Annotated in this window: 28 protein-coding genes and 1 tRNA gene; 20 read left to right on the top strand and 9 right to left on the bottom strand. The window is 68.8% G+C overall.

The window, feature by feature from the left end:
• Nucleotides 1-43 precede the first annotated feature (43 nt).
• The 7 genes from ACFOD4_RS15990 to ACFOD4_RS15960 all read left to right on the top strand — a co-directional run bounded on the left by ACFOD4_RS15990 (nt 44) and on the right by ACFOD4_RS15960 (nt 6,115).
• Nucleotides 44-502: a YccF domain-containing protein gene (locus ACFOD4_RS15990; protein WP_379597975.1), complete on the top strand. Its 459-nt coding sequence runs from the start codon at nt 44-46 to the stop codon at nt 500-502.
• Nucleotides 503-511: 9 nt separating this feature from the next.
• The gene (locus ACFOD4_RS15985; RefSeq protein ID WP_379597973.1) at nt 512-1,774 is read left to right on the top strand and encodes a flavin monoamine oxidase family protein; all 1,263 of its coding nucleotides are present in this window, start codon (nt 512-514) and stop codon (nt 1,772-1,774) included.
• A gap of 61 nt (nt 1,775-1,835) precedes the next feature.
• Nucleotides 1,836-2,930, top strand: a complete 1,095-nt coding sequence (locus ACFOD4_RS15980; RefSeq protein WP_379598881.1) for an ABC transporter permease — start codon at nt 1,836-1,838, stop codon at nt 2,928-2,930.
• Nucleotides 2,930-3,721 carry an ABC transporter ATP-binding protein gene (locus tag ACFOD4_RS15975; protein ID WP_379597971.1) on the top strand — a complete coding sequence of 264 codons (792 nt, stop codon included), beginning with the start codon at nt 2,930-2,932 and terminating at the stop codon, nt 3,719-3,721. Before ACFOD4_RS15980 ends, ACFOD4_RS15975 begins: the two co-directional genes overlap by 1 nt.
• A 3-nt stretch (nt 3,722-3,724) precedes the next feature.
• The gene (locus ACFOD4_RS15970) at nt 3,725-4,741 is read left to right on the top strand and encodes an MlaD family protein (protein WP_379597969.1); all 1,017 of its coding nucleotides are present in this window, start codon (nt 3,725-3,727) and stop codon (nt 4,739-4,741) included.
• A 13-nt stretch (nt 4,742-4,754) separates the two neighbouring features.
• On the top strand, nt 4,755-5,369 hold the full coding sequence (locus ACFOD4_RS15965; protein ID WP_379597967.1) for a hypothetical protein: 615 nt from the start codon (nt 4,755-4,757) through the stop codon (nt 5,367-5,369).
• A gap of 146 nt (nt 5,370-5,515) precedes the next feature.
• Entirely contained in the window at nt 5,516-6,115 is a 600-nt protein-coding gene (locus tag ACFOD4_RS15960; protein WP_379597965.1) for a hypothetical protein, read from the top strand.
• Nucleotides 6,116-6,128: 13 nt separating this feature from the next.
• Here the strand turns inward: ACFOD4_RS15960 and ACFOD4_RS15955 are convergent, their stop codons facing one another.
• The gene (locus ACFOD4_RS15955) at nt 6,129-7,121 is read right to left on the bottom strand and encodes a Bug family tripartite tricarboxylate transporter substrate binding protein (protein ID WP_379597963.1); all 993 of its coding nucleotides are present in this window, start codon (nt 7,119-7,121) and stop codon (nt 6,129-6,131) included.
• A 194-nt stretch (nt 7,122-7,315) separates the two neighbouring features.
• Between ACFOD4_RS15955 and ACFOD4_RS15950 the strand changes: the two genes are divergently transcribed.
• Complete coding sequence (locus ACFOD4_RS15950) at nt 7,316-8,986, top strand: formate--tetrahydrofolate ligase (RefSeq protein ID WP_379597961.1); 1,671 nt, start codon at nt 7,316-7,318, stop codon at nt 8,984-8,986.
• A gap of 309 nt (nt 8,987-9,295) precedes the next feature.
• Entirely contained in the window at nt 9,296-9,934 is a 639-nt protein-coding gene (gene catB / locus ACFOD4_RS15945; protein ID WP_379598879.1) for a type B chloramphenicol O-acetyltransferase, read from the top strand.
• 99 nt (nt 9,935-10,033) lie between these two features.
• Here catB and ACFOD4_RS15940 read toward each other — a convergent pair whose 3' ends face one another.
• Genes ACFOD4_RS15940 through ACFOD4_RS15930 form a run of 3 tightly spaced genes read right to left on the bottom strand, consistent with a single transcriptional unit; the run spans nt 10,034 to nt 12,601 of the window.
• Nucleotides 10,034-11,041: an ABC transporter substrate-binding protein gene (locus ACFOD4_RS15940; protein ID WP_379597959.1), complete on the bottom strand. Its 1,008-nt coding sequence runs from the start codon at nt 11,039-11,041 to the stop codon at nt 10,034-10,036.
• Complete coding sequence (locus ACFOD4_RS15935; RefSeq protein WP_379597957.1) at nt 11,016-11,759, bottom strand: ABC transporter ATP-binding protein; 744 nt, start codon at nt 11,757-11,759, stop codon at nt 11,016-11,018. Before ACFOD4_RS15935 ends, ACFOD4_RS15940 begins: the two co-directional genes overlap by 26 nt.
• 2 nt (nt 11,760-11,761) lie before the next feature.
• Nucleotides 11,762-12,601, bottom strand: a complete 840-nt coding sequence (locus ACFOD4_RS15930; protein ID WP_379597955.1) for an ABC transporter permease — start codon at nt 12,599-12,601, stop codon at nt 11,762-11,764.
• 292 nt (nt 12,602-12,893) lie between these two features.
• Between ACFOD4_RS15930 and ACFOD4_RS15925 the strand changes: the two genes are divergently transcribed.
• The 3 genes from ACFOD4_RS15925 (at nt 12,894) to ACFOD4_RS15915 (ending at nt 15,137) form a co-directional block, all read left to right on the top strand.
• The gene (locus ACFOD4_RS15925) at nt 12,894-14,114 is read left to right on the top strand and encodes a tetratricopeptide repeat protein (protein ID WP_379597953.1); all 1,221 of its coding nucleotides are present in this window, start codon (nt 12,894-12,896) and stop codon (nt 14,112-14,114) included.
• Between the two features lie 277 nt (nt 14,115-14,391).
• Nucleotides 14,392-14,808 carry a flagellar biosynthesis repressor FlbT gene (locus tag ACFOD4_RS15920; protein WP_379597951.1) on the top strand — a complete coding sequence of 139 codons (417 nt, stop codon included), beginning with the start codon at nt 14,392-14,394 and terminating at the stop codon, nt 14,806-14,808.
• Entirely contained in the window at nt 14,805-15,137 is a 333-nt protein-coding gene (locus tag ACFOD4_RS15915; RefSeq protein ID WP_379597949.1) for a flagellar biosynthesis regulator FlaF, read from the top strand. Before ACFOD4_RS15920 ends, ACFOD4_RS15915 begins: the two co-directional genes overlap by 4 nt.
• 19 nt (nt 15,138-15,156) lie before the next feature.
• Here ACFOD4_RS15915 and ACFOD4_RS15910 read toward each other — a convergent pair whose 3' ends face one another.
• Both ACFOD4_RS15910 and ACFOD4_RS15905 read right to left on the bottom strand, forming a co-directional pair.
• A complete protein-coding gene (locus ACFOD4_RS15910) occupies nt 15,157-16,161 on the bottom strand; it encodes a hypothetical protein (RefSeq protein ID WP_379597948.1) in 1,005 nt (334 codons plus the stop codon).
• Between the two features lie 30 nt (nt 16,162-16,191).
• Complete coding sequence (locus tag ACFOD4_RS15905; RefSeq protein WP_379597947.1) at nt 16,192-16,746, bottom strand: adenine phosphoribosyltransferase; 555 nt, start codon at nt 16,744-16,746, stop codon at nt 16,192-16,194.
• A 268-nt stretch (nt 16,747-17,014) separates the two neighbouring features.
• On the opposite strand from ACFOD4_RS15905, the gene ACFOD4_RS15900 reads away from it, so the two are divergent.
• On the top strand, nt 17,015-17,200 hold the full coding sequence (locus tag ACFOD4_RS15900; RefSeq protein WP_379597946.1) for a DUF2842 domain-containing protein: 186 nt from the start codon (nt 17,015-17,017) through the stop codon (nt 17,198-17,200).
• A 27-nt stretch (nt 17,201-17,227) separates the two neighbouring features.
• Here ACFOD4_RS15900 and ACFOD4_RS15895 read toward each other — a convergent pair whose 3' ends face one another.
• Together ACFOD4_RS15895 and ACFOD4_RS15890 are read right to left on the bottom strand one after the other, a co-directional pair.
• On the bottom strand, nt 17,228-17,989 hold the full coding sequence (locus ACFOD4_RS15895) for a TorF family putative porin (protein WP_379597944.1): 762 nt from the start codon (nt 17,987-17,989) through the stop codon (nt 17,228-17,230).
• Between the two features lie 220 nt (nt 17,990-18,209).
• A tRNA-Pro gene (locus ACFOD4_RS15890) sits at nt 18,210-18,286 on the bottom strand.
• A 208-nt stretch (nt 18,287-18,494) separates the two neighbouring features.
• Between ACFOD4_RS15890 and ACFOD4_RS15885 the strand changes: the two genes are divergently transcribed.
• The 7 genes from ACFOD4_RS15885 (at nt 18,495) to ACFOD4_RS15855 (ending at nt 23,674) form a co-directional block, all read left to right on the top strand.
• Nucleotides 18,495-19,490: a LysM peptidoglycan-binding domain-containing protein gene (locus ACFOD4_RS15885; RefSeq protein ID WP_379597943.1), complete on the top strand. Its 996-nt coding sequence runs from the start codon at nt 18,495-18,497 to the stop codon at nt 19,488-19,490.
• 45 nt (nt 19,491-19,535) lie between these two features.
• Nucleotides 19,536-20,255, top strand: coding sequence for a phosphatidylserine decarboxylase (locus tag ACFOD4_RS15880; protein ID WP_379597941.1), 720 nt, complete (start codon nt 19,536-19,538; stop codon nt 20,253-20,255).
• The gene (locus ACFOD4_RS15875) at nt 20,255-21,181 is read left to right on the top strand and encodes a CDP-alcohol phosphatidyltransferase family protein (RefSeq protein ID WP_379597939.1); all 927 of its coding nucleotides are present in this window, start codon (nt 20,255-20,257) and stop codon (nt 21,179-21,181) included. The genes ACFOD4_RS15880 and ACFOD4_RS15875 overlap by 1 nt, the downstream gene beginning before the upstream one ends.
• A gap of 124 nt (nt 21,182-21,305) precedes the next feature.
• Nucleotides 21,306-22,031 carry a trypsin-like peptidase domain-containing protein gene (locus ACFOD4_RS15870; RefSeq protein WP_379597938.1) on the top strand — a complete coding sequence of 242 codons (726 nt, stop codon included), beginning with the start codon at nt 21,306-21,308 and terminating at the stop codon, nt 22,029-22,031.
• A 164-nt stretch (nt 22,032-22,195) separates the two neighbouring features.
• Entirely contained in the window at nt 22,196-22,636 is a 441-nt protein-coding gene (locus ACFOD4_RS15865) for a CBS domain-containing protein (RefSeq protein ID WP_379597936.1), read from the top strand.
• Nucleotides 22,637-22,733: 97 nt separating this feature from the next.
• Nucleotides 22,734-23,192: a hypothetical protein gene (locus tag ACFOD4_RS15860; protein ID WP_379597935.1), complete on the top strand. Its 459-nt coding sequence runs from the start codon at nt 22,734-22,736 to the stop codon at nt 23,190-23,192.
• Between the two features lie 89 nt (nt 23,193-23,281).
• The gene (locus tag ACFOD4_RS15855; protein WP_379597933.1) at nt 23,282-23,674 is read left to right on the top strand and encodes a metallopeptidase family protein; all 393 of its coding nucleotides are present in this window, start codon (nt 23,282-23,284) and stop codon (nt 23,672-23,674) included.
• Here ACFOD4_RS15855 and ACFOD4_RS15850 read toward each other — a convergent pair.
• A complete protein-coding gene (locus tag ACFOD4_RS15850) occupies nt 23,649-24,320 on the bottom strand; it encodes a uracil-DNA glycosylase family protein (RefSeq protein ID WP_456316900.1) in 672 nt (223 codons plus the stop codon). The genes ACFOD4_RS15855 and ACFOD4_RS15850 overlap by 26 nt on opposite strands.
• Nucleotides 24,321-24,327: the final 7 nt, after the last annotated feature.

The following is a 24,327-nucleotide window of genomic DNA, read 5'->3' as shown; positions in this document are numbered from 1 at the left end:
GGCCCGCTTTGGGCAGTGGGCGGTCATAAGGAGACATCTCACCTTGGCGCTGCTGCTGAACATCCTGTGGAACGTGCCCGGGTTGGGCTTCATCCCCGCGCTGATGTGGCTGCTGGCCGCCGCCATCATGGCCGTCACGGTGATCGGCCTGCCCTGGGCGCGGGCCTGCCTGATGATGGCCGGCTATTCCTTTCTGCCTTTCGGCCAACGCCTGGTGTCGCGTCAGGACCTGACAGGCGTGCCTTCCCTTGGCACGGGCCCGCTCGGCTTCATCGCCAACGCATTGTGGTTTGTCCTGGCGGGCATCTGGCTGTGCATCACCCATCTGGTGGCGGCTGCGGGATGTGCCGTCACCATTATCGGCCTGCCTTTCGCCTGGGCACACCTGAAGCTGGCCGCCGCCTCGCTGTTTCCCGTGGGCAAGCGGGTGGTGCCGAACGACGTCGCTGACGCGGCGGAGGTGGGGCGTGGCCGGGATGCGTGGGCGCGGATGCGCCACTGAACCATGGCCATGCCCGACATCGTTGTGGTCGGGGCTGGCGCCGCGGGCATCGCCGCCGCGCGCGCCATCCAGGCCGCCGGGGTCACGGTGCAGGTGCTGGAAGCACGGACCCGTCCCGGTGGGCGCGCCTGGACGGATGTTCGCACACTGGGCGCGCCCTTCGACCTGGGCGCCACCTGGCTCCATCAGGCGGGCGAGAACGGGCTGACCCAACTCGCTGAAGGCGCATTTGACCATGACACGGTGCGCAGCCATGGCTGCCTGGTGGATGGCCGCCCCGCAACCAGGGACGAAATGGCGGAGTACGACGCCGCCTATGGCCGGTTCCACCCCGTGCTGGCTGCGGCGCGCGATGGCGCGGCGCCGGGGGACAGTGCCGCAGTCCACGCCCCGCGCGGCGGGTTCTGGGACGCAACCGTGGCGCACTGGGAAGGACCGGTGATCTGCGCGGCACCGCTTTCCGCCATGGACCTGCGCGATTTTCTCGACACCCAGCTTGGCGGGCCCAACCTGTTGCTGCGCGGAGGCGTGGGCGGATTGCTGGCGAAGCTCGCCGGTGCCTTGCCGGTGACCTATGGAATGGCCGTCGAGCGGATCGACTGGTCCGGCCCCGGTGTTTTGCTGGAAGGCGGCTTCGGCCGGATCGCCGCGCGTGCCGCCATCGTCACCGCGCCCACAGCGGTGCTGGCGGCGGGTGCGATCCGCTTCCTCCCCGGGCTGCCTGGTAACACGGAACAGGCGATCCACGACCTGCCACTTGGCCTCCTGAACAAAGTGGGGCTGCGCGCGGCCGGGGAGGACCGGCTGGACCTTCCGCCCTTCGGTGGGCTCGAGCGCCGTGTAGAGGCCGAGGACGAGGCCGCGATGACCTTTGTCGCCTGGCCCTTCGGCCGCGACCACATGATGGGCTTCCTGGGTGGCACGGCGGCCTGGGACTTATCGCGGCAAGGGCCGGCGGCGCTGCTGGACCATGCCTTCTCGGAGCTTTCGTGCGCCTACGGTGCCCGGGCCGCCGCTGCACTGAGGCGCGAGCCGGCCCTGGCCAGCGACTGGGGCAACGATCCGTTCTCGCGCGGCAGCTATTCCCACGCGCGTCCCGGGCGGGCCGAGGCGCGCCGCATCCTGGGGCGGCCCCTGGCAGAAGGGCGCCTCGCCTTTGCCGGCGAGGCCTGCCATCCGAGGCTTGCCGCCACGGTGGGTGGAGCCTGGGCCAGCGGGCTGCAGGCCGCAGCCGCCGCGCTCGCCTTTTGCGCGCAAGGGGGCAGGGCTTGACACGGGTCGCGCGATGGCGTCGTTGCCCTTCCGGCGCAGGGGAGGGAGCGGCTTGAGCGACGTGACCGAGGATGAGGCCGCCGGCTTCGCGCGTGAACAGGATACGCTGCGGCTGCATGGCGCGCTGGTCACCCGGCAGGTGCCGCGCATCTGGGACGGCGCGCTGAAGGCGGCCCGAGGGGCCCGGCGCATCGACCTTTCGGCTGTTTCCACCCTGGACACCACCGGGGCTGCCCTGGTGCTGAACGCCGCCGGACTCGCCGGCGACGCCCCGGTGGAAGGCGCGAGCGACCCGGTCGGGGCCGTGATGCAGCGCGTGCGGGATGCCCGCGCGGCGCCGCGCCCCAGGCCCGGCCCGCCGCCGCTACCGCTGGTGGGCCGCGTCGGTCAATGGGGTGTGGAAGGGGTGCGCAGTCTGCGCGCCGGCACCGCTTTTCTGGGTGAAGCCGCCACCATGGCCGCCGCCGTGCTTGGCCATCCCCGGCGCATGCGCTTCGGCGACCTGCTGCGGCATATCGATGAGTCCGGCCTGCGTGCCTTTCCGCTGACCATCCTTCTGGGCACGCTGATCGGGGTGATCCTGGCGTTCCAATCGTCCATCCCGATGCGCATGTTCGGCGCCGAGATCTACATCCCGCCTCTGGTCGGCATCTCGCTGATCCGAGAACTGGGGCCGCTGATCGCCGCCGTGATCCTGTCTGGCCGCACGGGCTCGGCCTATGCCGCCGAGCTCGGCACTATGACGGTGAACGAGGAGGTGGACGCTCTGCGCATCATGGGCGTCGAGCCGGTGGCGATGCTGGTGCTGCCGCGCCTGCTGGCGGCCATGCTGGTGATGCCGGTGCTGGCGCTGCTGATGAACGTGTCCGGCCTGATCGGCATGACGGCGGTGATGTACACCCTGGGCTTTCCCGTTGCGCTGGTGGTCAGCCAGCTGGTGCAGTGGCTGACGCTGGGCAGCCTGTTCGGCGGGCTGGCCAAGGCCGCTGTGTTCGGCTTGGTGATCGCCGCCATCGGCTGCCGTGCCGGCCTTCTGGCAGGACGGGGGCCGCGCGCCGTGGGCGACGCGGCAACGGCGGCGGTGGTCGGCGGCATTGTGTCCACCGTGGTTCTGGACGGGCTCTTCGCCGTGCTCTTCTTCCGGCTGTCTTACTGATGGTGCGGCGCGAGGATTGCCCCGATATCCGCGGCACCGCGGTGGAGCGGCCGGTGGTCGAGGTGTGCGACCTGGCCATGGCTTTCGGCACCAACACGCTGTTCCGCGACGTGTCGTTCGAAGTCGGGCAGGGTGAGGTTTTCGTGATCCTGGGCGGCTCGGGCTGCGGCAAGTCGACGCTGCTGAAGCTGCTGATCGGGCTGTACCCGCCTACCCAGGGCGAGATCCGCATCCTGGGCGAGGACCTGACAGCCATTGGCGGGCGGCAGCGGCGCGACCTGCTGTCGAGGCTCGGCGTGATGTGGCAGTCGGGCGCGCTGTTCGGCTCGATGACACTGCTGGAGAACATCATGCTGCCGCTGGAGGAGCATACCAGCCTGCCCCCGGCGGCGCGCGAGGAGGTGGCGCGGGTGAAGCTCGGCCTGGTCGGACTTTCGGAGGCCGCCGACCGGCTGCCGGCCGAGATCTCCGGCGGCATGGCCAAGCGCGCCGGCATCGCCCGCGCCATGGCGCTGGACCCGCCGCTGCTGTTCCTGGACGAGCCTTCCGCCGGGCTCGATCCCATCACATCGGCCGGGCTCGACCAGCTGATCCAAGACCTGGCTCGCGACCTCGGCACCACCTTCATCGTGGTGACGCATGAGCTGCAGAGCATTCTGGCCATTGGCGACCGCTGCATCATGCTGGACAAGCAGGCCCAGGGCATGATCGCCGAGGGCGACCCCCGCGAACTGCGCGATCACGCGACGCACCCCACCGTGCGCGCCTTTTTCCGCCGGGAGGCGGCCTGATCCATGGCAAGCTATCGCAGCCTTTACCTGCGCGTTGGCGCGCTGATCCTGGCCGGGCTGTCCCTGGCCCTTGGCTTCGTGGTGTTTCTGACCGGCGGCGGCTTCGGCCGATCCGCGCTGACCTTCGAGACCTACCTTTCGGAAAGCGTGACCGGTCTCGAGGTCGGCGCCCCGGTGCGCTACCGGGGCGTGCAGATCGGGCAGATCAGCGAAATCGGTCTGGTCAATGCGGAATACCCGCCGGACAACCGGAAAAGCGCGCTGGAGGCGTTCCAGCTTGTTTTCGTCCGGCTGGCGATCGATCCCCAGCGTGCCACCGTGCCCGACGCCGCCACCGCCGAAGCGGCGGTGCAGCGTGGCCTCCGCGCCCGCCTCGCCAGCCAGGGCATCACCGGCCTGGCCTATATCGAGCTCGACTTCGTCAATCCGCAACGCTTCCCGGAAGGCGAGTATCCCTGGAGCCCCAGCTATCCGGTGGTGCCCTCCGTGCCTTCCACGGTGGCTCAGGTGCAGAACGCGGCGGAGCAGGTGCTGAACCGCATCCAGCAGGTGCCACTGGAGGAGCTGCTGACCGGCATCACCGAGGTGGTCGCGTTGGTTCGCGGGCAGCTGGAGAATGGCGACTTCGCACGCGCCTTGTCGGAAGGCGCCGGCACGTTGGCCGATCTGCGGCTGATCCTGTCGCAATCCGACCTGCCCGGGCTTGTCACCGAGCTGCGCGGCGTCAGTTCGGACCTGCACGCGCTGGTCGGTGGGCCGGAAGCAAAGGCGGCGCTGAACAACGCAGCGGCCGCTTCGGAAGAGCTGCGCCGTTCCATGCAGCGCCTGCCGGCCGTGATCACCGCGCTGGAGCAGACGGCGCGCACCGCCCGCGTCACCGCGCAGGACACGAATGCCGATCTGGGCCCGCTGCTGCGCGACCTCCGCGCCACCGTGACCAATCTGCGCGACACCACCGAGACCTTGCGCCGCGCGCCGGGACAGGTGCTGTTCGGCGCGCCGCCACCCCCGCCGCGATAGGATGCGCGACACGATGGAACCCCCGATGCGCCGCCGCCTGGCGCTGCTTGCCATGCCGGCTCTGGCCGCCTGTTCGGTCCTGCCTTCCTACGATTATGTTGAGCCCCGGCGCTTTCCGCTGGCACCGCAGCGGCAGGGCCAGGCGGCAACGGGGCCGGCGCGACGTGTGTTGCTGGTGCGGCTGATGCGCGCGGCGCCGGGCATGGAAAGCCGCGGCCTGCGCAGCCTGCGCCCTGATGGCACCGAGGCGCTGGACTTCTACGCCGAATGGACCGCCCCGCCAGCCGAGGCGGCGGAGGAAGTGCTACGCCGCTGGTTGGCCGAATCAGGTCGCTTTTCGGCGGTGATCGCCACCGGCAGCCGCATCGCTCCCGATCTTGTGCTGGAAAGCGAACTCACTTCGCTTGTGGCTGATCTGGGCACGCGGCAGGCCCGGGCCGGGCTTTCGGCGGTGTTGCTGCGGCAGCAAGGCGGACAAACGCAGCTGGTGCGCCAGTGGAGCCTGCAAGGTAGCGCGCCCCTGGCGCCGCAGGGCGAACTGCCGGCCGAAGCACTGGCACAAGGCATGAATGCCGCGCTGGCGGATGCGCTGGCAGCGCTGGAGCAGCGGCTCTCACGCTACGGCTGAAGCATCCATCTGCGTCCCATCGGCTGACACACGCCTTAACTCATCGGCAAGCTTTATCCCGATAATCTCGAAAAAGAGAAAGTTGGGATGAAATCTCATGGTTGTGAGATTGCAGAGACGGGGCGCTCCCCCGCGGGCGGCGGCGTATGTCGCTTAGCCGTCAGGCTGATCCTTGGGATGAAATCTGGGCGGAGCATGATGAGCCGGTGGTACTGCCTGCTGTTCCGGAGCCGCCTAAGCCGCGCCGCCGCATGCTGCCACGTGCTGCTCTGGTCCTGCTGGTGATCGGCGCGGCCATGACTGCTTCGGGCCATGCGGATCCGCTGCTGGCCATGGTGCGGCTGGGTGCCGGGCCTGAGCCCGAAGCGCTGCTGGCACAACTTCGCTGGCCGGGTGATGCGCTGCTGCCGCGCCCATCCTGGCGCCCGACCCCGGTGATGCTGGCTCCTGGTGCGAGCTATAGCGCTCTGATGGGCACGGCCTTGCGCCAGGGCCAGACGGACGCGTCGGCGCTGCGCCGGGTGCTGGAACTCCGGCGAAGCCCGCCCCTGCTTCGCGATGGTGCTTTGCGCCCGGCGGTGTTGGAGAATATCGGCTTCACCGGATGGGGGCGGGCCACGCTGCGCATCGCCTTTCCAGCCGGGACCGCCGGGCCGTCGCCCGGCGTCCCACTGGCGGTGCACTTGGAACTGGCATGGCAGGACGGTGCCTGGCAGGTGCATGGCCTCGGCCAGCCAGGCACCTGACCGCTGGAACCGCCTATTCCGGCTTGATGCCGGCGCGCTGGATCACCTCGCGCCAGCGCCCGATCTCGGCCTGCTGGAAGCGGCCGAACTCTTCCGGCGTGTTGGCCACCACGTCGAAGCCGATCTGCTCCATGCGCGGTTTCACATCCGGATGCAGCAGAGCCTCGGTGACGGCGCCATGCAGTTGCTTCGCCACCGCCGGTGGCAGCCCCGCCGGGGCCATCACTGCCTGCCAGGACGTGACAATGAAATCTTCCATCCCGGCTTCGGCGGCGGTCGGCACGTTGGGCAGGGTGCGGTGGCGCTTGCTGTCGGTCACCATCAGCGCGCGTAGCCGTCCCGATTCGATGTGGCCCGACACGGTAGGCAGGTTCTGGAACGACATCTGCACATTGCCGGCGATCAGGTCGGTCGCCGCCGCCGCGCCGCCACGATAGGGCACATGCGCAACATCGGTGCCGGTGCGCTGCTTGAACAGCTCCGTCGTCATCTGGTCCGAGGAGCCGACTCCGCTGGTGGAATAGGATGCCTTGCCCTGGTTCGCCTTCAGCCACTGCACCAGCTCGGCGACGTTGCTGGCTTTGACCCGGTCGGGGTTGACGACCAGTACGTTGGGCGTGGTGACGGCCAGGGTGACAGGCGAGAATTCCTTCACCGGATCATAGCCCAGATCCGGTCGCAGCGCTGTGTTGATGGCGAAGACCCCGATAGATCCTACCATCACGGTGTGGCCATCCGGCTCGGACCGGGCCAAGGCACGGCCAGCGACCTCGCCATTGGCACCAGCCCGGTTCTCCGCCACCACCGGCTGCCCGATCACCTGGCTCATCCGGTTGGCGATGGCACGGGCGACAATGTCGCTCGGCCCACCCGCGACAAAGGGCACCAGCACGGTGATGGGGCGCGATGGCCATTTGCCGCCGGCGCCTCCCTGGGCGTGCAGGATGCGGGGAGCGGCAAGGACGGGCAGGGCGGCGAGCCCCGCAAGCAGGCTGCGGCGATCCATTTCGGACGACATCTCCCGGTCGGATTGTTGTTGTCGTGTAATGTGACACGGGATCGCTGCGGCCCGCCATAACGGAAGTGTCAGTGCCTCGCCGGACGCTGCCGCCGCGGCCGCAACCGCCGGCCGCGCCTTGCCGGATGCCTGTTCCCGCGTCTATCCCGGGCGTGACATTTTCACATCCGCAGGGTGGACCCATGCCGACCGACCTCGACATCGCGCGTGCCGCGACGCTGCTGCCGATCGGCGAGATTGCCGCCCGCGCGGGCATCCCCGACGCGGCCCTCGAGCCCTATGGCCGATACAAGGCGAAGCTTGGCCTGGATTTCGTGGCCGCGCAGAAGGACAAGCCGGACGGTGCGCTGGTGCTGGTCACCGGCATCAATCCGACAGCGGCGGGCGAGGGCAAGACCACCACCACGGTCGGGCTGGGCGACGCGCTCAACAGCCTCGGTACGCGAACCATGATCGCCCTGCGCGAGCCCTCGCTCGGCCCATGCTTCGGAGTGAAGGGCGGCGCCACGGGCGGCGGCTATGCCCAGGTGGTGCCGATGGAGGAGATCAACCTCCATTTCACCGGCGACTTCCACGCCATCACCGCCGCCAACAACCTGCTGGCGGCCATGGTGGACAACCACCTCTACTGGGGCAACGAACTCGGTCTCGATGCGCGCCGCATCTCCTGGCGCCGCGCCATCGACATGAACGACCGGGCACTGCGCTCCACCAACGTCTCGTTGGGTGGCGTGCCGAACGGCTTCCCGCGCGAGGACGGCTTCGACATCACCGTCGCCTCCGAGGTGATGGCGGTGTTCTGCCTGGCGCGTGACCTCGACGATCTGCGTGTCCGGCTCGGCCGCATCATCGTCGGCCAGACGCGGGACGGGCGAAACGTCACCGCGCACGACCTGAAGGCCGATGGCGCCATGGCCGCGCTGCTGCGCGACGCGCTGGCGCCCAACCTGGTGCAGACGCTGGAAGGCTCGCCCGCCCTGGTGCATGGCGGGCCTTTCGCCAACATCGCGCATGGCTGCAACAGCGTCATCGCGACACGGCTGGCCTTGAAGCTGGCCGATGTGGTGGTGACAGAGGCTGGCTTCGGCGCCGATCTGGGTGCCGAGAAATTCCTCGACATCAAGTGCCGCCAGGCCGGGCTCGCGCCCTCCGCCTGCGTTGTCGTCGCCACCGTAAGGGCGCTGAAGCTGAATGGCGGCGTGGCGAAATCGGCGCTCGGAACCGAGGATGTGGGGGCGGTCACGCGCGGCCTCCCCAACCTCGCGCGGCATGTGCAGAACATGCAGAAGTTCGGCCTGCCGGTGGTGGTGGCGCTGAACCGCTTCACCTCGGACACGGAGGCCGAGATCGGCGCCGTGCAGACCGCGATGGGCCGGCTCGGTGTTGAGGCCATTCTGTGCACGCACTGGTCCGACGGTGCCGCGGGCGCGGCCGATCTGGCGCGCGCCGTGCAGGCGCTGATCGCCGGGAAGTCGGCGCGTTTCGAACCGCTCTACTCCGACCATCTGTCGTTGGCCGGCAAGATCGAGACGGTGGCGCGCGAGATCTACCACGCCGAGCGCGTCAGCATCCCGCCGCCGGTGGCCGCGAAGCTGAAGCGCTTCGAGGAGCAGGGCTTCGGCCATGTGCCGGTCTGCATCGCCAAGACGCAGTATTCCTTCTCGGCCGACCCGACGCTCCTGGGCGCGCCGGAAGGCCATGTGTTGCCGCTGCGCGAGGTGCGTCTTTCAGCGGGCGCCAGCTTCGTGGTGGCAATCGCGGGCGACATCATGACAATGCCCGGCCTGCCGCGGCGCCCCGCGGCTGAAGGCATCGGGCTGGACGCGGAAGGGCGGATCAACGGACTGTTCTAGGGCGACGCGACGCCCGGACGGCGCGCCGCCTCTCCGGGGCTCTTGCTGCCGCGGTGCCGAGGCGCTTGGGCGCCCGGCCGCGCGCCATGAGCTATCAGCCGGGGCTGCCGTGATCGCGCTTGGTTCCGGGTGCCTGTTGATCCATCATGCCTGCATGAAGGCCGCTCCGAGTACCATCAGCATCGCGCTTCCGCGTCAATGACGTGAGGAGCGGAACGCAGGCGGCCTTGCCGTCGCCTGCGGGCGTTCGTCCGCGCCAGGCGGGCGGATCGTTGCCGCATGTGCGGCCGCAAGCAGACGGTACTCACCATGGAAAATGTCTTCGCAAGCCCCTTCAAAGGCATAACCCTCGATCGCCTAGTCACTCATCCCAACATCCAGGTCGGGCGATACAGTTACTATTCCGGCTACTACCACGGACACGGCTTCGACGATTGCGCCCGTTACCTCCTGCCGGACGCGGGCGCCGACAAGCTCGTCATCGGCTCGTTCTGCTCGATCGGCTCGGGCGCCGCCTTCATCATGGCCGGAAATCAGGGACACCGGAGCGATTGGATCAGCACCTTTCCCTTCTTCTGGATGCCAGAGATCCCGTTCTTTGCCGGAGCGGAAAACGGGTTCCAGCCGGCTGGCGACACGGTGATCGGCAACGATGTGTGGATCGGATCCGAGGCCATCATCATGCCCGGCGTCACAATCGGTGACGGCGCGGTCATCGGTACCCGGTCCCTGGTGACGAAGGATGTCGAGCCTTACGCCATTGTGGGCGGCAATCCTGCCAAAACCATCCGGAAGCGCTTCGGCGATGCCGACATTGCCAGGCTGGTCGAACTTCGTTGGTGGAGCTGGAGCGACGATCAGCTACAGCAGGCCATGCCGATCCTGACCAGTGGGGACATCGTGGCCCTTTACCGCCACTGGGAGACGATCATCGATCCAGCGACATAACCACCGGGTCCATGGCCAGCGCCCGCCCGCCCCATTCCGTGGCGGGTGGGCAGATTCCTGCTCCTTGCGATGCGAGGAGCAGCGTACCGTCATGAAGCACTACCGCGCCGAGGCGAGGGTGAACCCCGTATCCACCGCATCCGCCACCCGGATGGTGCGCGCCATGACGCCGAACTCCACCGACTGGTCCGCAGCCACCTGCAGTTCGGCGGCCAGCGCAGCGTCGAGCGGCACGGCGCGAGTCTTCTGCACGGTATAGGCACGGCGGAGCATGGCCTCCGGGATGCGCGTCAACTCAGAGGTGCTGCGGGCGAAGGCGGGGATGTTCTCCTGCGCCCAGGCCCAGCCGCGCTCATTGCGGCGAACAAAGTCGGTCAGCAACGGTCGCTTGTCGCGCAGCGCCGCCTCGTTCACCGAAAGCAGGCTGACGGTAGGTGTCAGCCCGGTGCCGTCAGCCAGGATGCGCGCGCCGAAACCTTCGATCTCGATGGAGTTGTAGGGCTCCCAGATCACCCAGGCATCGACGGCCCCGGAGCGGAAAGCCAGGGAGGCATCGGCCGGGCCGAGCGGTACCTGGGTCACCTCGCCATGCGGGATGCCCTCGCGCTTCAGCGCCGCACGCAGCAGGTACTGGCCCCAGCCGCCCCGGTTGGCCGCCACCTTTCGCCCGCGCAGGTCGGCGATGGTTCTGGCTGTCGACTGACCCGGCACCAGGATGGCCTGGGAGGCTGCATCGGCGCGCGTTGCACCGATCGCCCGGATCGGCGCGCCATTGGCGAAGACGCTGAGGAAGGCAAGATCCCCCTGGGTGCCAAGGTCGATCGCGCCGGCGTTCAGGGCCTCCAGCAGCGGCGCTGCGGCCGGAAACTCGCTCCATTCGATGCGGTAAGGCAGATCCTTTCCCTGGCCCGATGCTTCGATCAGCGAGCGCAACCCGCCCTTCTGGTTGCCGATGCGCAGCACGGGCGTCTGCGCGCGGGAAATGGCCGGCGCGGCGAGGACGGCGGCGGCGCCCAGCAGCAGGCTTCGGCGTGTGGCATGGAATCGCATGGTCGGTGTTCCGGAAACGGGGTTCATCGGGTCAGGCGGCGCGGGACGCGGCATCATGCCCATCCTCATCCACGCCCAGGCTGGCCAGCAGCTTCACCCGCAGGGCATTGAAGCCGGGCAGGGCGCGGCGGCGCGGGCGGGGCAGATCGACCGGAAGGTCCGCGGAAAGGCGGCCACCATCCAGCACCAGCACCCGGTCGGCCAGCAGCAGCGCTTCCTCCACATCATGCGTCACCAGCAGCACGGCGGGGCGGTGGGCCTGCCACAGCTCCGCCACCAGCGTCTGCATCCGCAGCCGGGTCAGCGCGTCCAGCGAGGCGAAGGGCTCATCCAGCAGCAGAAGTTCCGGCTCCCGCACCAGGGCCCGGGCGAGGCCAGTCCGCTGCGCCTCGCCACCCGACAAGGTGAGGGGCCAGGCGTCCTCGCGGTGCGACAGCTCTACCTCGCGCAGGGCGGCCTGCGCCTTGCGGCGATTCGCGGCGGTCTCGCCGCGCAGGCCCAGGGCCACGTTCTGCCAAACGCTTTTCCAGGGCAGGAGGCGCGGCTCCTGGAACACCACGGCGCGGCGTTCAGGCAGCCGGGCCTCGCCCTCCGTTACGGGATCAAGTCCTGCCAAGGTGCGCAGCAGCGTGGTCTTGCCCGAGCCGCTGCGGCCGAGCAGGGCGGTGAACTCGCCGGGCGCGATGTCGAGGTCGATGCCGTTCAGCACCGGCGGCTCGTCGGGGCCGCCAAAGCGGCGGGAAAGGCCGCGCAGCGAAACAACGGGGCTGGTCATGATCAGGCCTCCCGGATCAGCGAAGGACGCCAGGCCAGGGCGCGGCGTTCCAGCAGGCGCACCAGCTGGTCGGCCCCCAGGCCCAGAAGGGCGTACACCAGCAGTCCCACCAGGATGATGTCCGTGCGCAGGAATTCGCGCGCATCCATCACCAGGAAGCCGATGCCGGCGGTGGCGTTGATCTGCTCGCCGACCACAAGGCTGAGCCAGGCAGTGCCAAGCCCGTAGCGCAACCCGACAAGTGCCTGCGGCAAGGCACCCGGCAGGATGATATGACGGATCTGCTCGGCCCGTCCCAGGCCCAGGATGCGTCCGGCCTCCAGCAGCTTGGGATCGACGCCGCGGATGCCGCCAAACAAAGTCAGGTAGATCGGAAAGGTGGCGCCCAGCGCGACCAGGGCGATCTTGGTGGTTTCGCCAATGCCGAACCACAGGATGAACAGTGGCACGAGGGCCAGGAAGGGCAGGGCGCGCAGCATCTGCATGGTGGCATCCACCGCATCCTCGCCCAGCCGGGATAGCCCGGCGGTCAACCCGAGCGACACGCCGGCGGCGATGGCGATGGCCAAGCCGATCGCAACGCGCTGCAGTGAAACCAGCAGATGGTAGGGCAACTCGCCGGACAGGATCAGGGTCCAGGCGGCACGCAGAATATCGGCAGGCGGCGCCATCAGGCGGGCAGAGATCAGCCCGGCCTGTGCAGCGGCCTGCCAGGCCAGCACCAGCAACAGCGGCACCAGGAAGCGGCGGATTTGCAGAAAAGGCCGGCGTGGTGCGGTGGGTCCGCTCAGGCGGAGACCATGGGAGGGGGCTGGCGTGACAAGGCCAGTGGAGGCGGACATGCCGGATTCTCCGTTCAGATGGTGTGGATCAGGCGACGGGCATGGTTCAGCCGCGAACATCGGTGAGCAGGCATCGGGACTATTGCCGTGCGAGGCGTGGCGGGTCTGCCGCAAAGATCGACACGTCCGCTATCCATGAGGCACTCCATCATCCGGCGGTAATTTACGATACACGGGAGTCATCATTATGAAAGCACTTTTCGGGAATGTGAAAAAAGCTCGCGCGACGCGACGGCTGCGGCACGGCGGTTCTCCCGCTATCCTGCCGCTGCCGATGCCCTGAGGGAGATGCATGCCGGTCCAGCACAATCCCGAGACCGCCGAAGCCTGGCTGCGTCAGGGCATGGCCCTGCATCAGCACGGCCGGCTTGCGGAGGCTGCGGCGCTTTACCGGCAGGTGTTGTCGCTGCGGCCGCGGGATGCCAATGCGCTGAACCTCCTCGGAACTGTGGCGCGGCAAAGCGGCGATCTGCCGGACGCACTTCGGCTGATCCGTCGCGCCGTCGGCCTGGCACCGGAAGCGCCCGTATTTCTGGCGTCGCTGGGGGGCACGCTGGCGGAGGCGGGGCAGCTGGAAGCGGCGGCGCGGGCGCTGCGCGCGGCCCTGGAGCGCCGGCCGGAAGATGCCACGGCGCTGCGCAACCTGGGCCAGGTGCTGTGCGGGTTGGGCCGACCGGGTGAGGCGCTGGCGCCGCTGCGGCAGGCCGTTGCGCTGGCTCCCGGTCAGGCCGAGCCGCATCTGGCCCTGGCTCACGCGGCGCGGGAGGCCGGGCAGGCGGAAGAGGCGGTGAACGCGTCGCGGATGGCCTTGGCGTTGCCGGAGCTGACGCCTGAGCTGGCGGAGCAGGCCCGTTTCCTGCTGGCTGCACTGGGAGAGGCCGCGGCACCTCACCGCGCCCCGGCGGCCTATGTACGGGAGCTTTTCGATCAGTACGCCCCGCGCTTCGACACCGATCTGCAAGAGCGGCTCGGATATCGCACGCCCGCTCTGCTGGCAGCGCTTCTGGAGCGGTCTGGCGTGGCACCGGCGGGACAGCTGGACGTGCTGGACCTGGGATGCGGCACCGGCCTTTCGGGCCGGGCGCTGAAGCCGTTCGCCCGCCGCCTGGAAGGGATGGATCTGTCACCCCGCATGCTGGCTGAGGCGCACCGTACCGGCCTCTACGATCAGCTGCGGGAAGCGGATCTGCTGGAGGCCCTGCCGCGCTGTGCCGGCCGATTCGACCTGGTGGCGGCGGCGGACGTGCTGAACTACCTGGGGGAGTTGCGGCCGGCTCTGGCCGGCATGGCGGCGGCGCTGCGCCCGGGCGGCGTCCTGGCCTTCAGCATCGAAAGCGGCACGGGGGGCGCCTATGCGCTGGGCCCTGGGCTGCGCTATCGCCACGACCCGGATGCTGTGCTCGCCTCAGGCGGCGGGCTGGGTCTGAAGCTGCTGGCGCGGGAAGAGGCAGTGTTGCGCCGCGAGCGCGGCGCCAACGTTGCCGGGCAGCTTCTGCTTCTCGGAATGGCTTAGGGCACACCAACTTTATCAATCGTTAGGACTTCGGCCGCAGATTGCCTGGACCGCCAGCTTGTGGCGCCGGCGTACCGCTTCCCTGTCGGGGGGAGGCTGCGCCGGTCACCGCAGGCTGCGTCGAGGAGCGAGTAAAGGCCATGGCCTGACCTGACGCGATGCGAATGCCGGCAGCGCACCCCAAGCGGTGCGTGACGCCAGCCGCCCTTCTTCCCTCCTGTTCGTTCACCCTTTCATGACGCGCGGCCCCTGCCGCGCCGAGCGGAAACGCCTGACCATGTCCACGCTTGTTCTTGAACTGCGTCAGGGCGACCTGCTGGTTGTCAATGGCGCCCCCCTCCGCTTCCGCAACCGTGCCCGGATCGAGCTGACCAGTCGCGCCCGCTTCCTGTTCGGCAAGCAGATCATGGAGGCGGCCTCCGCCACCACCCCGGCAAGGCGCCTCTATTTCGCGTTGCAGACCGCCTATATCGGCAACGACCAGGAGCGTGAGACCGGATTGGAGCTGGCCCGCGACCTGGCCAATGAATTCCGCGGCGTCACCACTTCCCCCGAGGTGCAGGACCTGCTGGACGGCGCCATCATCGCCGCCGAGCGGGACGAGTGCTACCAGGCGCTGAAGCTGGCACGCCGCCTGATGCAGCACGAAGAGGCGGTGCTCGATGCCGCCCCAGCGATGCAGGCTCTGCCATGACCACCCATCCGGCCTTGCAGGCCACTGTCCAGGGTCTGCGGGCAGCGGAGGCCGGTGCCTTCCGCCGGGCGCTCACCCTGCTGGAAATGGCCCGCGCGGATGGCCGCCCCATGGCCCGTGCGGAAGCGGTGATGGTGACGGGACTGCTCTGGGATGCCGTGCTGGCCTCGGCGGCCGGCCCGAACTCCCTTCTTCCCGCCGAGCTGCGCGAAGGGCTTGCCAGCCTCGCCCGCAGCGTGCTGGAGGAGGTCGGCAGGCCCAAGCCTGATCTCGACTTCCTGATCCTGGTAAACGGAGAGATCCTGGCCGGGCTGGCGACCTATCATTGAGGCGTGCTGCCGGCCTCGCTCAGCCAGCCTGCCATGACAGGCGCCGCAGGAGCCATTCGCGATAGGCCAACATGGCCGGCGGAGCGGGAAACAGGGAGGCCATGACGGCGCGTGCCTCCGCACCCACCAGCGCGGGCACGCCGGCTTCGGCGGGTTGGCGCGATTCTTCCTCCTGCCAGCGCAGGGCGGCGCGTCGCCAACTTGCCACCGTATCGGCCGCGGTGAGCTCGGGCAGCATCAGCGCGGCGCGCAGATGCAGCGCCGCGAAGCCGGCCTGCATCGCTTCCAGCGCCGCCGCAGGGCCGGATGTGGCGGCGGTGGAGGGCAATTGCGGGTGCTCGCGCCGCCCTGGCGTTTCCAGCTCCAGCCAAGGCGTCAGCCCGGCTTGGCGGGCAAGGCGGAGTGGAGCCGGCCCGCTGAGCACCATGGCATCTGCTTGGCCTCGGGCCAGACTGTCCTCCGGGGGCTGGTTGCGGGTGAACACAGGGGTTGCTGGCACGCCCATCAGGTCCAGCGCCAACAGGGCCGAGGCTTCGGGTGCGTCCGGCGAGGGCAGGGCCAGGCGCAGCGGCGAGGTCGGTGGCCACGCACCCCGTCCGCCCAGCACCGCACCCTGCCAGGAGACGCAAAGGGGCAACCATGCCTCGGGACTGAACTGGGCGCGGCTTTCCCCTACCAGCCGCAGATGCGCGGCCTGGCCCGGCAGCACCAGCAAGGTGCGGCCATTGCCCGCTCCCAGCGTGGCGAAGCGGTTGGCGGCGGTCACGCCATCAGGCCCCCCCAGAACCTGCGGTCGCATCACCATCAGATGCGGCATCCCGCGCACCAGCCCGGCCGCGACCCCCTCGGCCCAGCGCATGGCGGCACCCCCTTCCGGTCCCGGCATCAGCAGGACGGCACTCTCGGGCTGCGCCTCCGGACGAACGGCCACAGGTGCTTGCGCCTGGGCAGCCCGGCCGAGCAAGGCGGTGGCCAGCCCGGCCCCGGCCCCGCGAAGCCAGTGGCGCCGCGCCGTCTCCATCACGGCCGGTTGCCGCAGGGGCAGAAATGCGTTTCAGGCATCGTAAGCGGCCAGCGTTTCCACCGGAACGTCCAGCCGGCTGCGGCCGTTCAGGAAGGTCAGCTCCACCATGGTCGCCACCAATGGCACCTCGGCACCGCCCTTGCGCAGCAGCTCCACACTGGCCGCCAACGTGCCGCCGGTGGCCAGCAGGTCATCCAGCACCACCACGCGGTCACCCGGCTTCACCGCGTCGGCCTGCATTTCCAGCCGGTCGCTACCGTATTCCAAGGCGTAGTCAAAGCCGATCACCGGACCCGGCAGCTTGCGCGGCTTGCGCAGCATGATGAAGCCGAGGCCCAGCTCCAGTGCCAGGGGCGCGGCCAGCAGGAAGCCGCGGCTCTCGATGCCGGCCAGCAGGGTCGGGCGGTAGGGCATCACGCGGGCTGCCATCTCAGCCATGGCGGCCTTCCAGGCGGGACCGTGCCGCAGCAGGGTCGAGATGTCGTAGAACAGGATGCCGGGCTTCGGAAAATCGGGGATGGCCCGGATATGTGCCTTCAGGTCGAAGGCAGCATGGTCGGCGGGGGGCTGGCCTTGATCGGGCATCGGCGTCCTTTATCAGTCAGGCGAAACAAGCGGCAGGGCGGGACATGGCCCAACGGCCCGCAGCCCGGCGGGGACCGGAGGCAGCGGAATGGCACGGAGGGCCCGGCCCGGCGGGAGCGGTCCCTCGGGAATTCTTGCCTCGCGCTGGCCGCCCGGGATTGGCGCGGGCGCGGGGCGCGGGCACACTAGGCGCAGCATGGCGCCGCTGCAAACGGACGCGGCGCTGCAACCGAAATGCCACAGTGTATGGTGCGGACACGGAGGATGGATGCGGGTTTTGCTGGCGTGCCTGGCCGGGATGGCCGGGCTGCTCGTTTATCTGGCCATGGTGCTCTGGGCCGGCGACCACGTGCAGGGCTGGCACTGGGCCCTGCAGCTTCCCTTTTTCGTGCTGGCCGGCTTCGTGTGGGTGTTTCCCATCCGTCGGCTGATGGTCTGGGCGGTGCGCCGCTGATCCGGCGAACCGCTGCACGATGCTCGATCAGAAAGGCCGGCTGAGCATCACCAGAGCCCGGGCATCGCAAAGCTTGGTGCCGGCGAAGCAGTCATTCTTCGACAGGCTGGTATCGTAGTAGCCGACGCTCAACATGAACCCGGCGAACACCTCCCGCGAAACCGCCACGGACCAGTTTGCGTAGTCCGGCGCTCCGTACCGCGGATTGCGGTCAATGAACTGGTAGCCCCAGCGGCCACTCAGCGTGAAGTCCAGCGGCAGCGTCACATCCGCGCCCGCTTCCAAATACACCGCGCCACCGCTTTCGTAGTAGAATTCGGGCGACCATGCCGCGGTGCCCAGGAACTTCACTGGATCGAGCGTGTAGCTGCCTTTCGCCACCAGCTCGAAGTAGTTGTAGTCGTAGCCACCCTGCGGCGCATCGTAGCCGGGATAGGTGTAGAAGATGCCGCCCAGGTCGAGCGATGCGTCGCCGACCGCGAAGCGGTAGCCGGCGAGCAGGTCCACCTCCTGCCGGGCATTGCTGCCGTAGAAAGCGACGTTGGTGCCGAAGGCGCCGATGTATAAGCCGCTCTCATGTTGCAGATCGAGGGTCAGCTGCATGGCGGGGCGACCGCGCGTCTGTGAAATGCCCCGGAACAGGTAGTCGGAGGCTATGGCAGGCGTGGCAGTGAGCGTCAGGCCGCTATCGCCCAGCTCAAGCGCCGTGGCCGGGCGCCCGGTGCCCGGGGCGCTGAGGACGGCGAGGCCCAGGCAGAAGGTGGCTGCGAGGCGTGGCAGGATGGTCATGGACTGTTGATCCCCCCACCCGCGTGGCATCATGCCGAGGGTGGCGACCGTTCCGTATGCAAAATGCATGCTACGCTGGAGCTTGTTGCGGCCCGCTGCAAAAAAGTTGTTCCGGTCAGCCTCAACCGCCTTGGAGGCTGGAGGCGGGATGCAGGCGAGACCATGCGCAAAGAAAAACCCGCCCCCATGCTGGATGAGGGCGGGCTTCGGCCTGACCAATTGGTCGGAGCGAGAGGATTCGAACCTCCGGCCCCTGCGTCCCGAACACAGTGCTCTACCAGGCTGAGCTACGCTCCGTCGGGTCAGGCCAAGGCGTCGGCTGATGGGCCGGCGCGTCTCGGGTGCGGCGGGCGTATAGCCGTCCCTTGTGGGCTCGGCAAGGGGTGGAACGCGCCCCGGGCACGGCTTTCACCGGTCGGCGGGGTGGCATGAGGGCTTCAAGGAGCAGCACGGGAGGGATGGTGCACGCTTGCGGCCGCGGGCCAGCCGGACGTAGTGAAGTTTCATGATGGAATCGAATCGCCGCACTTGGCTGCTAGGGCTGGGCCTGCTGTCGCTGGCCCTGCTGGGCGGCCTTGTGGTCTGGGGGTTCCGCGCCACCCCGCCGACCTCCGCGCCGGGAGTGCGATCCGGTGCCGAACAGGCCCTGTCCAGCGTGCCGCCGCCGGCGCAGCCTGCCCGGGCTGCAGTCATCGGTCCGACTGTCGATGTTGCGCGCATTGGAGCACAGGGCGCCGCCGTGCTGGCCGGCCGTTCCGAGCCGGGCGCGGAAGTGACGTTGCGGGCCGGCGACCGGGAACTGGCCCGGGCACGTGCCGACGGGCGCGGCGAATGGGTTATGCAGCCCGAAGCGCCGCTTCCGCCCGGCAGCCATGCTCTTTCGCTCAGCGGCCGCCTGTCCCCGGAGGCAGCTGAGCGCAACGGTGAAGTCCTTGTTGTCGTCGTGCCGGAACGGCGTCCCGCACCGGACGGAACCACTGCTTCCGAACCGCCACTGGCAGTGGTGCTGCCGCAGCGTGAGGCGACGCCGCGTCTGCTTCAGGGCGGCGACGGAAGCGGTGCCTCGGCCCGGCTGGGGCTTGGCATGGTGGATTATGACGAGGCGGGGACGCTGCGCTTTTCCGGGACAGCGCCGCCCGGCAGCCGTGTTCGCGTCTATATCGATGACCGCCATGCCGGGGATGCCCAGGCCGATGTGGCAGGGCGCTGGGACCTTCGGCCGGAAGCACCTGTCGCCACCGGGCAGCACCGCTTGCGGGTTGACCAGCTGGGCCAGGGCGGCCGTGTGGCCGCCCGGCGCGAGTGGCCGTTCCACCGGGAAGCGCAGGGAGCCGGAGCTGATCAGCTAGTGGTGCAGCCCGGCAACAGCCTTTGGCGTATCGCCCGGTCCAGCTACGGCCGCGGAACCCGCTACACGGTGATCTACCGCGCCAATCGCAGCCAGATCCGTGACCCCGGCCGGATCTATCCGGGACAGATCCTGACCCTCCCGCCCGGCTGAGGCGGGTTGTTTGCTTTGCCGCGACGGACCATAACCGGTGGTATCATGGCCCTAATCCAAAGCCTTAAACTGGTCCTTGCCCCCCCGCATCCGGCCGGCAAGCCCTTCATCATCGGCGGTGCCGCCGTGGCCGTGATCGGGGGGCTCCTCCTCGGTTCCTGGCTGTTCTGGCTCAGTGCCGCCTTTACAGCATTCTGTTTCTACTTCTTCCGCGATCCGGACCGGGTCACGCCGGTCAGGTCGGTCATCGTGGCACCTGCCGATGGGCGCGTGGTCAGCGTGAAGCCGATGGTGCCGCCGGCTGAGCTGGGCCTTGGACCCGAGGCCCGCTGGCGTGTCGCGATCTTCCTGTCGGTGGCGGATGTGCATGTGAACCGCGCACCAGCCGCCGGCACGGTCACCCGCATCGCCTACCGACCGGGCAAGTTCCTTAATGCCAGCCTGGACAAGGCCAGTGAGGACAATGAGCGCAACGCCCTGGCGATGCGCCTGACCAATGGCCAGGATCTGGGCGTGGTGCAGATTGCCGGACTGATTGCGCGCCGCATCATCTGCGACGTGCGGGAAGGCGACCAGATCGGCACCGGAGAGCGCTTCGGCATCATCCGCTTCGGTAGCCGCACCGACCTCTATCTGCCGGTCGGGCTGCAGCCCCTGGTGGCGGAGCACCAGCTGATGATCGGCGGCGAAACGGTGATTGCCGAACTGCCACCGCCTGCGGTGGTGCACGCAACCCCCGGCGGGGCCATGGGTTCCGCCCTCTGATGAACATTCCGTCCCGCATCCCGTCCACCCGGCGGCGCCTGCGCCTCATGCCCCGCAGGCGGGCACGGATTCAGGGTCAGTCCTTCAATCGGCTGATCCCCAACATCCTCACCTTGCTGGGGCTGTGCGCCGGGCTCATGGCGATGCGCTTCGCGCTGGACGAGCGATGGGAGCCGGCGGCTGGCCTCATCATCCTGGCCGGTGCGATCGACGGGCTGGACGGGCGGCTGGCCCGTTTGCTGAAGGCCACCAGCCGATTTGGGGCGGAATTCGACAGCCTCGCCGACTTCCTGTCGTTTGGCGTGGCGCCGTGCATGATCCTGTATCTCTGGACCATGCACGATTATCGCGGGCTGGGCTTCGTGCCCTGTGTGATGTTCGCTGTTTGCATGTCACTCCGCTTGGCACGCTTCAACGCCGCGCTGGATGCCGGGCCAGTGCCCTTGCCGGGGCCGCCGCCCAAGCCAGCCTTCGCGCAGAGCTTCTTCACCGGTGTGCCGGCTCCGGCCGGCGCGGTGCTCGCCATGTTCCCGGTTTTCGCCTCGTTGGCGTTTCAGGGTTGGGGTTGGGACGGCATGGCCGAGGCGGTGCGGCACCCCGCCTTTGTCGGCCTGCTGCTGATCGCGGTGGCTCTGGCCCTGGTCAGCACCCTGCCAACCTGGAGCTTCAAGAACTTCAAGGTGCGGCGTGAATATGTGCTGCCGCTGCTGTTGTCGATCGGTGCCTATGCGGCACTGCTGGTCAGCGAGCCTTGGGCGGCGCTGGCGGCGGCCGGGCTGATCTACTGCGGCATGCTGCCCTTTTCCTTCCGCTCCTACCTGCGCCTGAAACGGGAAGCCGACGAACTGGTCGAGTCGTCTCCTGCCGAAGAAACCCTTGGCGAAGAAACCTCGGGCGCGGAAGACACCCGTTTTACGCCTCGTTGAGGATTCCAGCCGCATCCTGAGCCGAAATGGCTTCACAGCCAATTCAATCCATGTATTGAAGGCGTTGGGCCCCGATCCTCAATCTTGAGTTGATGTAACGAGGTTGGGGCCGGGAGTGCGTGCGATGGGCAGGGTCGTGGGCCGACGGGACGTGATGCGACGGGGAGCCGGCAGGCTGCTGGCCTGCGCCATCGGCGTCCCCGCCCTCTTATCCGGCTGCGCCGCGTCTGCTTCCCGCGCCGCTCTCGGCACCCCTGCCGAAGCCATCACGGCCACTGGCTTCGCGGCCCTGAGCCGTGGCGGAACGGTGCGGGGCGCGGCTGTGGGCTTTGATGCCGAACACGTCATGACGTGTGCCCACCTGCTGGATAGCGACGGCGCCACCTTGCGCCGGGCCGATGGCAGAGTGGTGGAGGCAAGCCTCGCCGGGCGTAGCCGCCGCATGGACCTGGCGCTGCTTCGTGTGCCCAGCGGCTTCCTGGCCGCGCCGGAAGCCGCCACCGCGCCACCCCGGGCGGGAGAGGCTGTCTGGGCGGCTGGTGCGCCGGGTCTTGGCCATGCGGTTGCCGAGGGCCGGGTGGAGGCGCCGGATGCCGAAATGCCTGGCTTCGGCCGGGGCTTTACGGCGCGCATGGGGGCCTTGATGGGCTATTCCGGCGGACCGGTGGTCGATGGCGACGGACGGCTGATGGGGCTGACGACGGCGCTGCCGCAGCCCGGCGCCGCCGGCGCTCTGGCCTTTCTCCTGGGTGCTGACCTTGACGGGCTGGCACGCGGTGATCGGCAGGTCTTCGTGCTGGCTATCCACCGTGCGGCAGCGGAAGCGGAACGCTTGCTGGCATATGGCTGAGGCGGCCTTCCAACCACCCGAAAAGCCTGGACTTTGGCCTCGCCCCGGCCACATCGTGACTTGGCTGCAATCATGACGGGCAAGGCGACGCTCCGGCCGCAGGTCCTGCTGCCTGGAACCGGCGACCGCCGCGCGAGCCCGCGGGCCTGGGAAAGGAAGCTGCCATGACAAGCATAGACCGTATCCTGCGCAACAAGGGAACGGAGGTGGTGTCCGTCGCGCCGGACGATGACGCGATGAGCGTTGTGCAGACCCTGGCTCAGCACCGTATCGGCGCCGTGCTGGTGCGTGATGAGGCGGGCACCGTGCTAGGCATCGTCAGCGAGCGGGACCTGGTGCGGGCCATGGCTGAGCGTGGCGCCGAAACCGTGCGGCTGAAGGCGACCGAGCTGATGACCCGGGTGTTGCACACCGTGACGCCGGAAACCCGGGTAACGGAAGCATTGGCCATGGTCACGGGGCGGCGCGTGCGGCATCTGCCTGTCCTGATGCCGGATGGTGCCTTGGGTGGCATGGTCTCGATCGGCGATTTGGTGAAGGCGCGTATTGCCGAGGCGGAGCAGGAGGCGGACGACCTGCGTGTTTATGTGGCGACCGCAGGTTAACGATCGGTAAAAAATGCAGTCGGCAATCCAACCGGCAGCACAACCTTTGGCCTTCTCAAAGCGTTCCCCGGCTACCGCAACGAGGGAGATAGGGCCCATGAAACTCAGGATGCTCGGAGTGGCTGCGCTGGCTGTGACGCTGGTTGGCTGCGGAACGAATGAGCGCGACCGCGTGCAGGGCGGAGCGGCTGCTGGTGCGGCAACGGGCGCCGGTGTCGGTGCCTTCGGCGGTCCGGTGGGCGCGGCTGCCGGTGCGTTGATCGGCGGTGGTGCGGGCGCGGTCACCGGTGCGACCACTTCAGCCGATGACGTGAACCTCGGTCGCCCGGTCTGGAACAATCCAGAGGTGCGCACCCCCGTGGATGAGAACCGGCGCTCCGGCCGCGGCAATGCGCGGCGCGCCAACAATGACGGCGCCTACATGGGCGGCGGCATGGTGATGGAGCAGGGTGGCACGCCGAGCAATCCGCGCCCGGCCGGCACCACGGCTCCGGCACCCGGCGCCACCGGAACGACCCCGAGCCCGACCGATCCCGCGCCCCGCGCGACCCCTTGAGACGCCGGGTAGCGGCCTCCGGGCCGCTACCCGCCCTGTCGGGTCCCGCCGGGCTTTGGCCCGGCCGGCAACCGGCGTAGAATGCCGCCATGCAGTTCAATCACCCGCCCACTCTTGAAGATCTGCAATCCATGGCCGAAGCTGCCTTCTCGGCGCTGCCGGAGGAACTGCGCGAGGCGGTGCGCGGCGCCGCCATCCTGGTCGAGGAAGTTCCCGACGAGGAAACGCTGGAAGCCATGGAGCTTCAGCATCCCTGGGAATTGACCGGCCTTTATCGCGGCGTTCCCCTGACCGAAAAGACACATCTGGCCGTGCCCGCTGAGCCGGACATGATCTTCCTGTTCCGCGAGCCCATCCTGGTGGAGTGGATCGAAACTGGCGAGGACCTGTTTCGCCTCGTGCGCAATGTGCTGGTGCACGAGATCGGCCACCATTTTGGCTTTTCCGACGAAGAGATCACGAGGCTGGAAGACGAGGGCTGACGCCCCCCCTGTTCTCGGCCATATCCTCCAGGGTGCTGGGCTTCGCCAGCGCCGTGGCCACCGCTAGGCGCAAGGCCGGCAACACTTCCGCCGCGAACCAGGGGCGCTTCTCCGCCCAGACGCGCGTGCGCCAGGAGGGATGCGGCAGTGGGAACAGTCCGTTCTCCAGATGGGTGGCGAAGTTCCGCACGGTGTGTTCCAGCCGCCCGGCCGCCGCGGTGCCGAGCCATCCGCCAACGGCATGCCGGCCGATCAGCAGGGTCAGCCGGATGGCGCGCATGGGCTCCAGCAACCGCCTGTGCCACAACGGGGCGCATTCGGGACGCGGCGGGGCATCGCCGCCGCGCGGCAGGCGCCCGGGATAGCAGAAGCCGGTGGGAAGAATGGCGACCAACGCCGGGTCATGGAACCGGAGCTTGTCCAGCCCCAGCCAGTCGCGCAGCCTGTCGCCCGAGGCATCTTCCCACGGAATGCCGCTTTCATGCGCGCGGGTTCCCGGGGCCTGACTGACAATCAGCAGCCGGGCTTCCGTGCTGGTCCGGAAGATCGGGTTCGGTCCCAGCGGCAGATGCGCGGCGCAAAGGGTGCAGGCCCGGGCCGCCGCGGCGGAATTCCGAAGCCGGTCCTCCGCTCCTGCTTCCGGCAACTCCGCC

It is taken from the genome of Teichococcus globiformis (assembly GCF_042646265.1).
Taxonomy (GTDB): domain Bacteria; phylum Pseudomonadota; class Alphaproteobacteria; order Acetobacterales; family Acetobacteraceae; genus Pseudoroseomonas; species Pseudoroseomonas globiformis.
This window is presented reverse-complemented; position numbering and strand designations above follow the sequence as displayed.

Coding starts and splice junctions, on each gene's coding strand:
- ACFOD4_RS15985 (WP_379597973.1), top strand. CDS start 512: ATGCCCGACATCGTTGTGGTCGGGGCTGGCGCCGCGGGCATCGCCGCC.
- ACFOD4_RS15975 (WP_379597971.1), top strand. CDS start 2,930: ATGGTGCGGCGCGAGGATTGCCCCGATATCCGCGGCACCGCGGTGGAG.
- ACFOD4_RS15970 (WP_379597969.1), top strand. CDS start 3,725: ATGGCAAGCTATCGCAGCCTTTACCTGCGCGTTGGCGCGCTGATCCTG.
- ACFOD4_RS15965 (WP_379597967.1), top strand. CDS start 4,755: ATGGAACCCCCGATGCGCCGCCGCCTGGCGCTGCTTGCCATGCCGGCT.
- ACFOD4_RS15960 (WP_379597965.1), top strand. CDS start 5,516: ATGTCGCTTAGCCGTCAGGCTGATCCTTGGGATGAAATCTGGGCGGAG.
- ACFOD4_RS15955 (WP_379597963.1), bottom strand. CDS start 7,121: ATGGATCGCCGCAGCCTGCTTGCGGGGCTCGCCGCCCTGCCCGTCCTT.
- ACFOD4_RS15950 (WP_379597961.1), top strand. CDS start 7,316: ATGCCGACCGACCTCGACATCGCGCGTGCCGCGACGCTGCTGCCGATC.
- catB (WP_379598879.1), top strand. CDS start 9,296: ATGGAAAATGTCTTCGCAAGCCCCTTCAAAGGCATAACCCTCGATCGC.
- ACFOD4_RS15940 (WP_379597959.1), bottom strand. CDS start 11,041: ATGATGCCGCGTCCCGCGCCGCCTGACCCGATGAACCCCGTTTCCGGA.
- ACFOD4_RS15935 (WP_379597957.1), bottom strand. CDS start 11,759: ATGACCAGCCCCGTTGTTTCGCTGCGCGGCCTTTCCCGCCGCTTTGGC.
- ACFOD4_RS15930 (WP_379597955.1), bottom strand. CDS start 12,601: ATGTCCGCCTCCACTGGCCTTGTCACGCCAGCCCCCTCCCATGGTCTC.
- ACFOD4_RS15925 (WP_379597953.1), top strand. CDS start 12,894: ATGCCGGTCCAGCACAATCCCGAGACCGCCGAAGCCTGGCTGCGTCAG.
- ACFOD4_RS15920 (WP_379597951.1), top strand. CDS start 14,392: ATGTCCACGCTTGTTCTTGAACTGCGTCAGGGCGACCTGCTGGTTGTC.
- ACFOD4_RS15915 (WP_379597949.1), top strand. CDS start 14,805: ATGACCACCCATCCGGCCTTGCAGGCCACTGTCCAGGGTCTGCGGGCA.
- ACFOD4_RS15905 (WP_379597947.1), bottom strand. CDS start 16,746: ATGCCCGATCAAGGCCAGCCCCCCGCCGACCATGCTGCCTTCGACCTG.
- ACFOD4_RS15900 (WP_379597946.1), top strand. CDS start 17,015: ATGCGGGTTTTGCTGGCGTGCCTGGCCGGGATGGCCGGGCTGCTCGTT.
- ACFOD4_RS15895 (WP_379597944.1), bottom strand. CDS start 17,989: ATGACCATCCTGCCACGCCTCGCAGCCACCTTCTGCCTGGGCCTCGCC.
- ACFOD4_RS15885 (WP_379597943.1), top strand. CDS start 18,495: ATGATGGAATCGAATCGCCGCACTTGGCTGCTAGGGCTGGGCCTGCTG.
- ACFOD4_RS15880 (WP_379597941.1), top strand. CDS start 19,536: ATGGCCCTAATCCAAAGCCTTAAACTGGTCCTTGCCCCCCCGCATCCG.
- ACFOD4_RS15875 (WP_379597939.1), top strand. CDS start 20,255: ATGAACATTCCGTCCCGCATCCCGTCCACCCGGCGGCGCCTGCGCCTC.
- ACFOD4_RS15870 (WP_379597938.1), top strand. CDS start 21,306: ATGGGCAGGGTCGTGGGCCGACGGGACGTGATGCGACGGGGAGCCGGC.
- ACFOD4_RS15865 (WP_379597936.1), top strand. CDS start 22,196: ATGACAAGCATAGACCGTATCCTGCGCAACAAGGGAACGGAGGTGGTG.
- ACFOD4_RS15860 (WP_379597935.1), top strand. CDS start 22,734: ATGAAACTCAGGATGCTCGGAGTGGCTGCGCTGGCTGTGACGCTGGTT.
- ACFOD4_RS15855 (WP_379597933.1), top strand. CDS start 23,282: ATGCAGTTCAATCACCCGCCCACTCTTGAAGATCTGCAATCCATGGCC.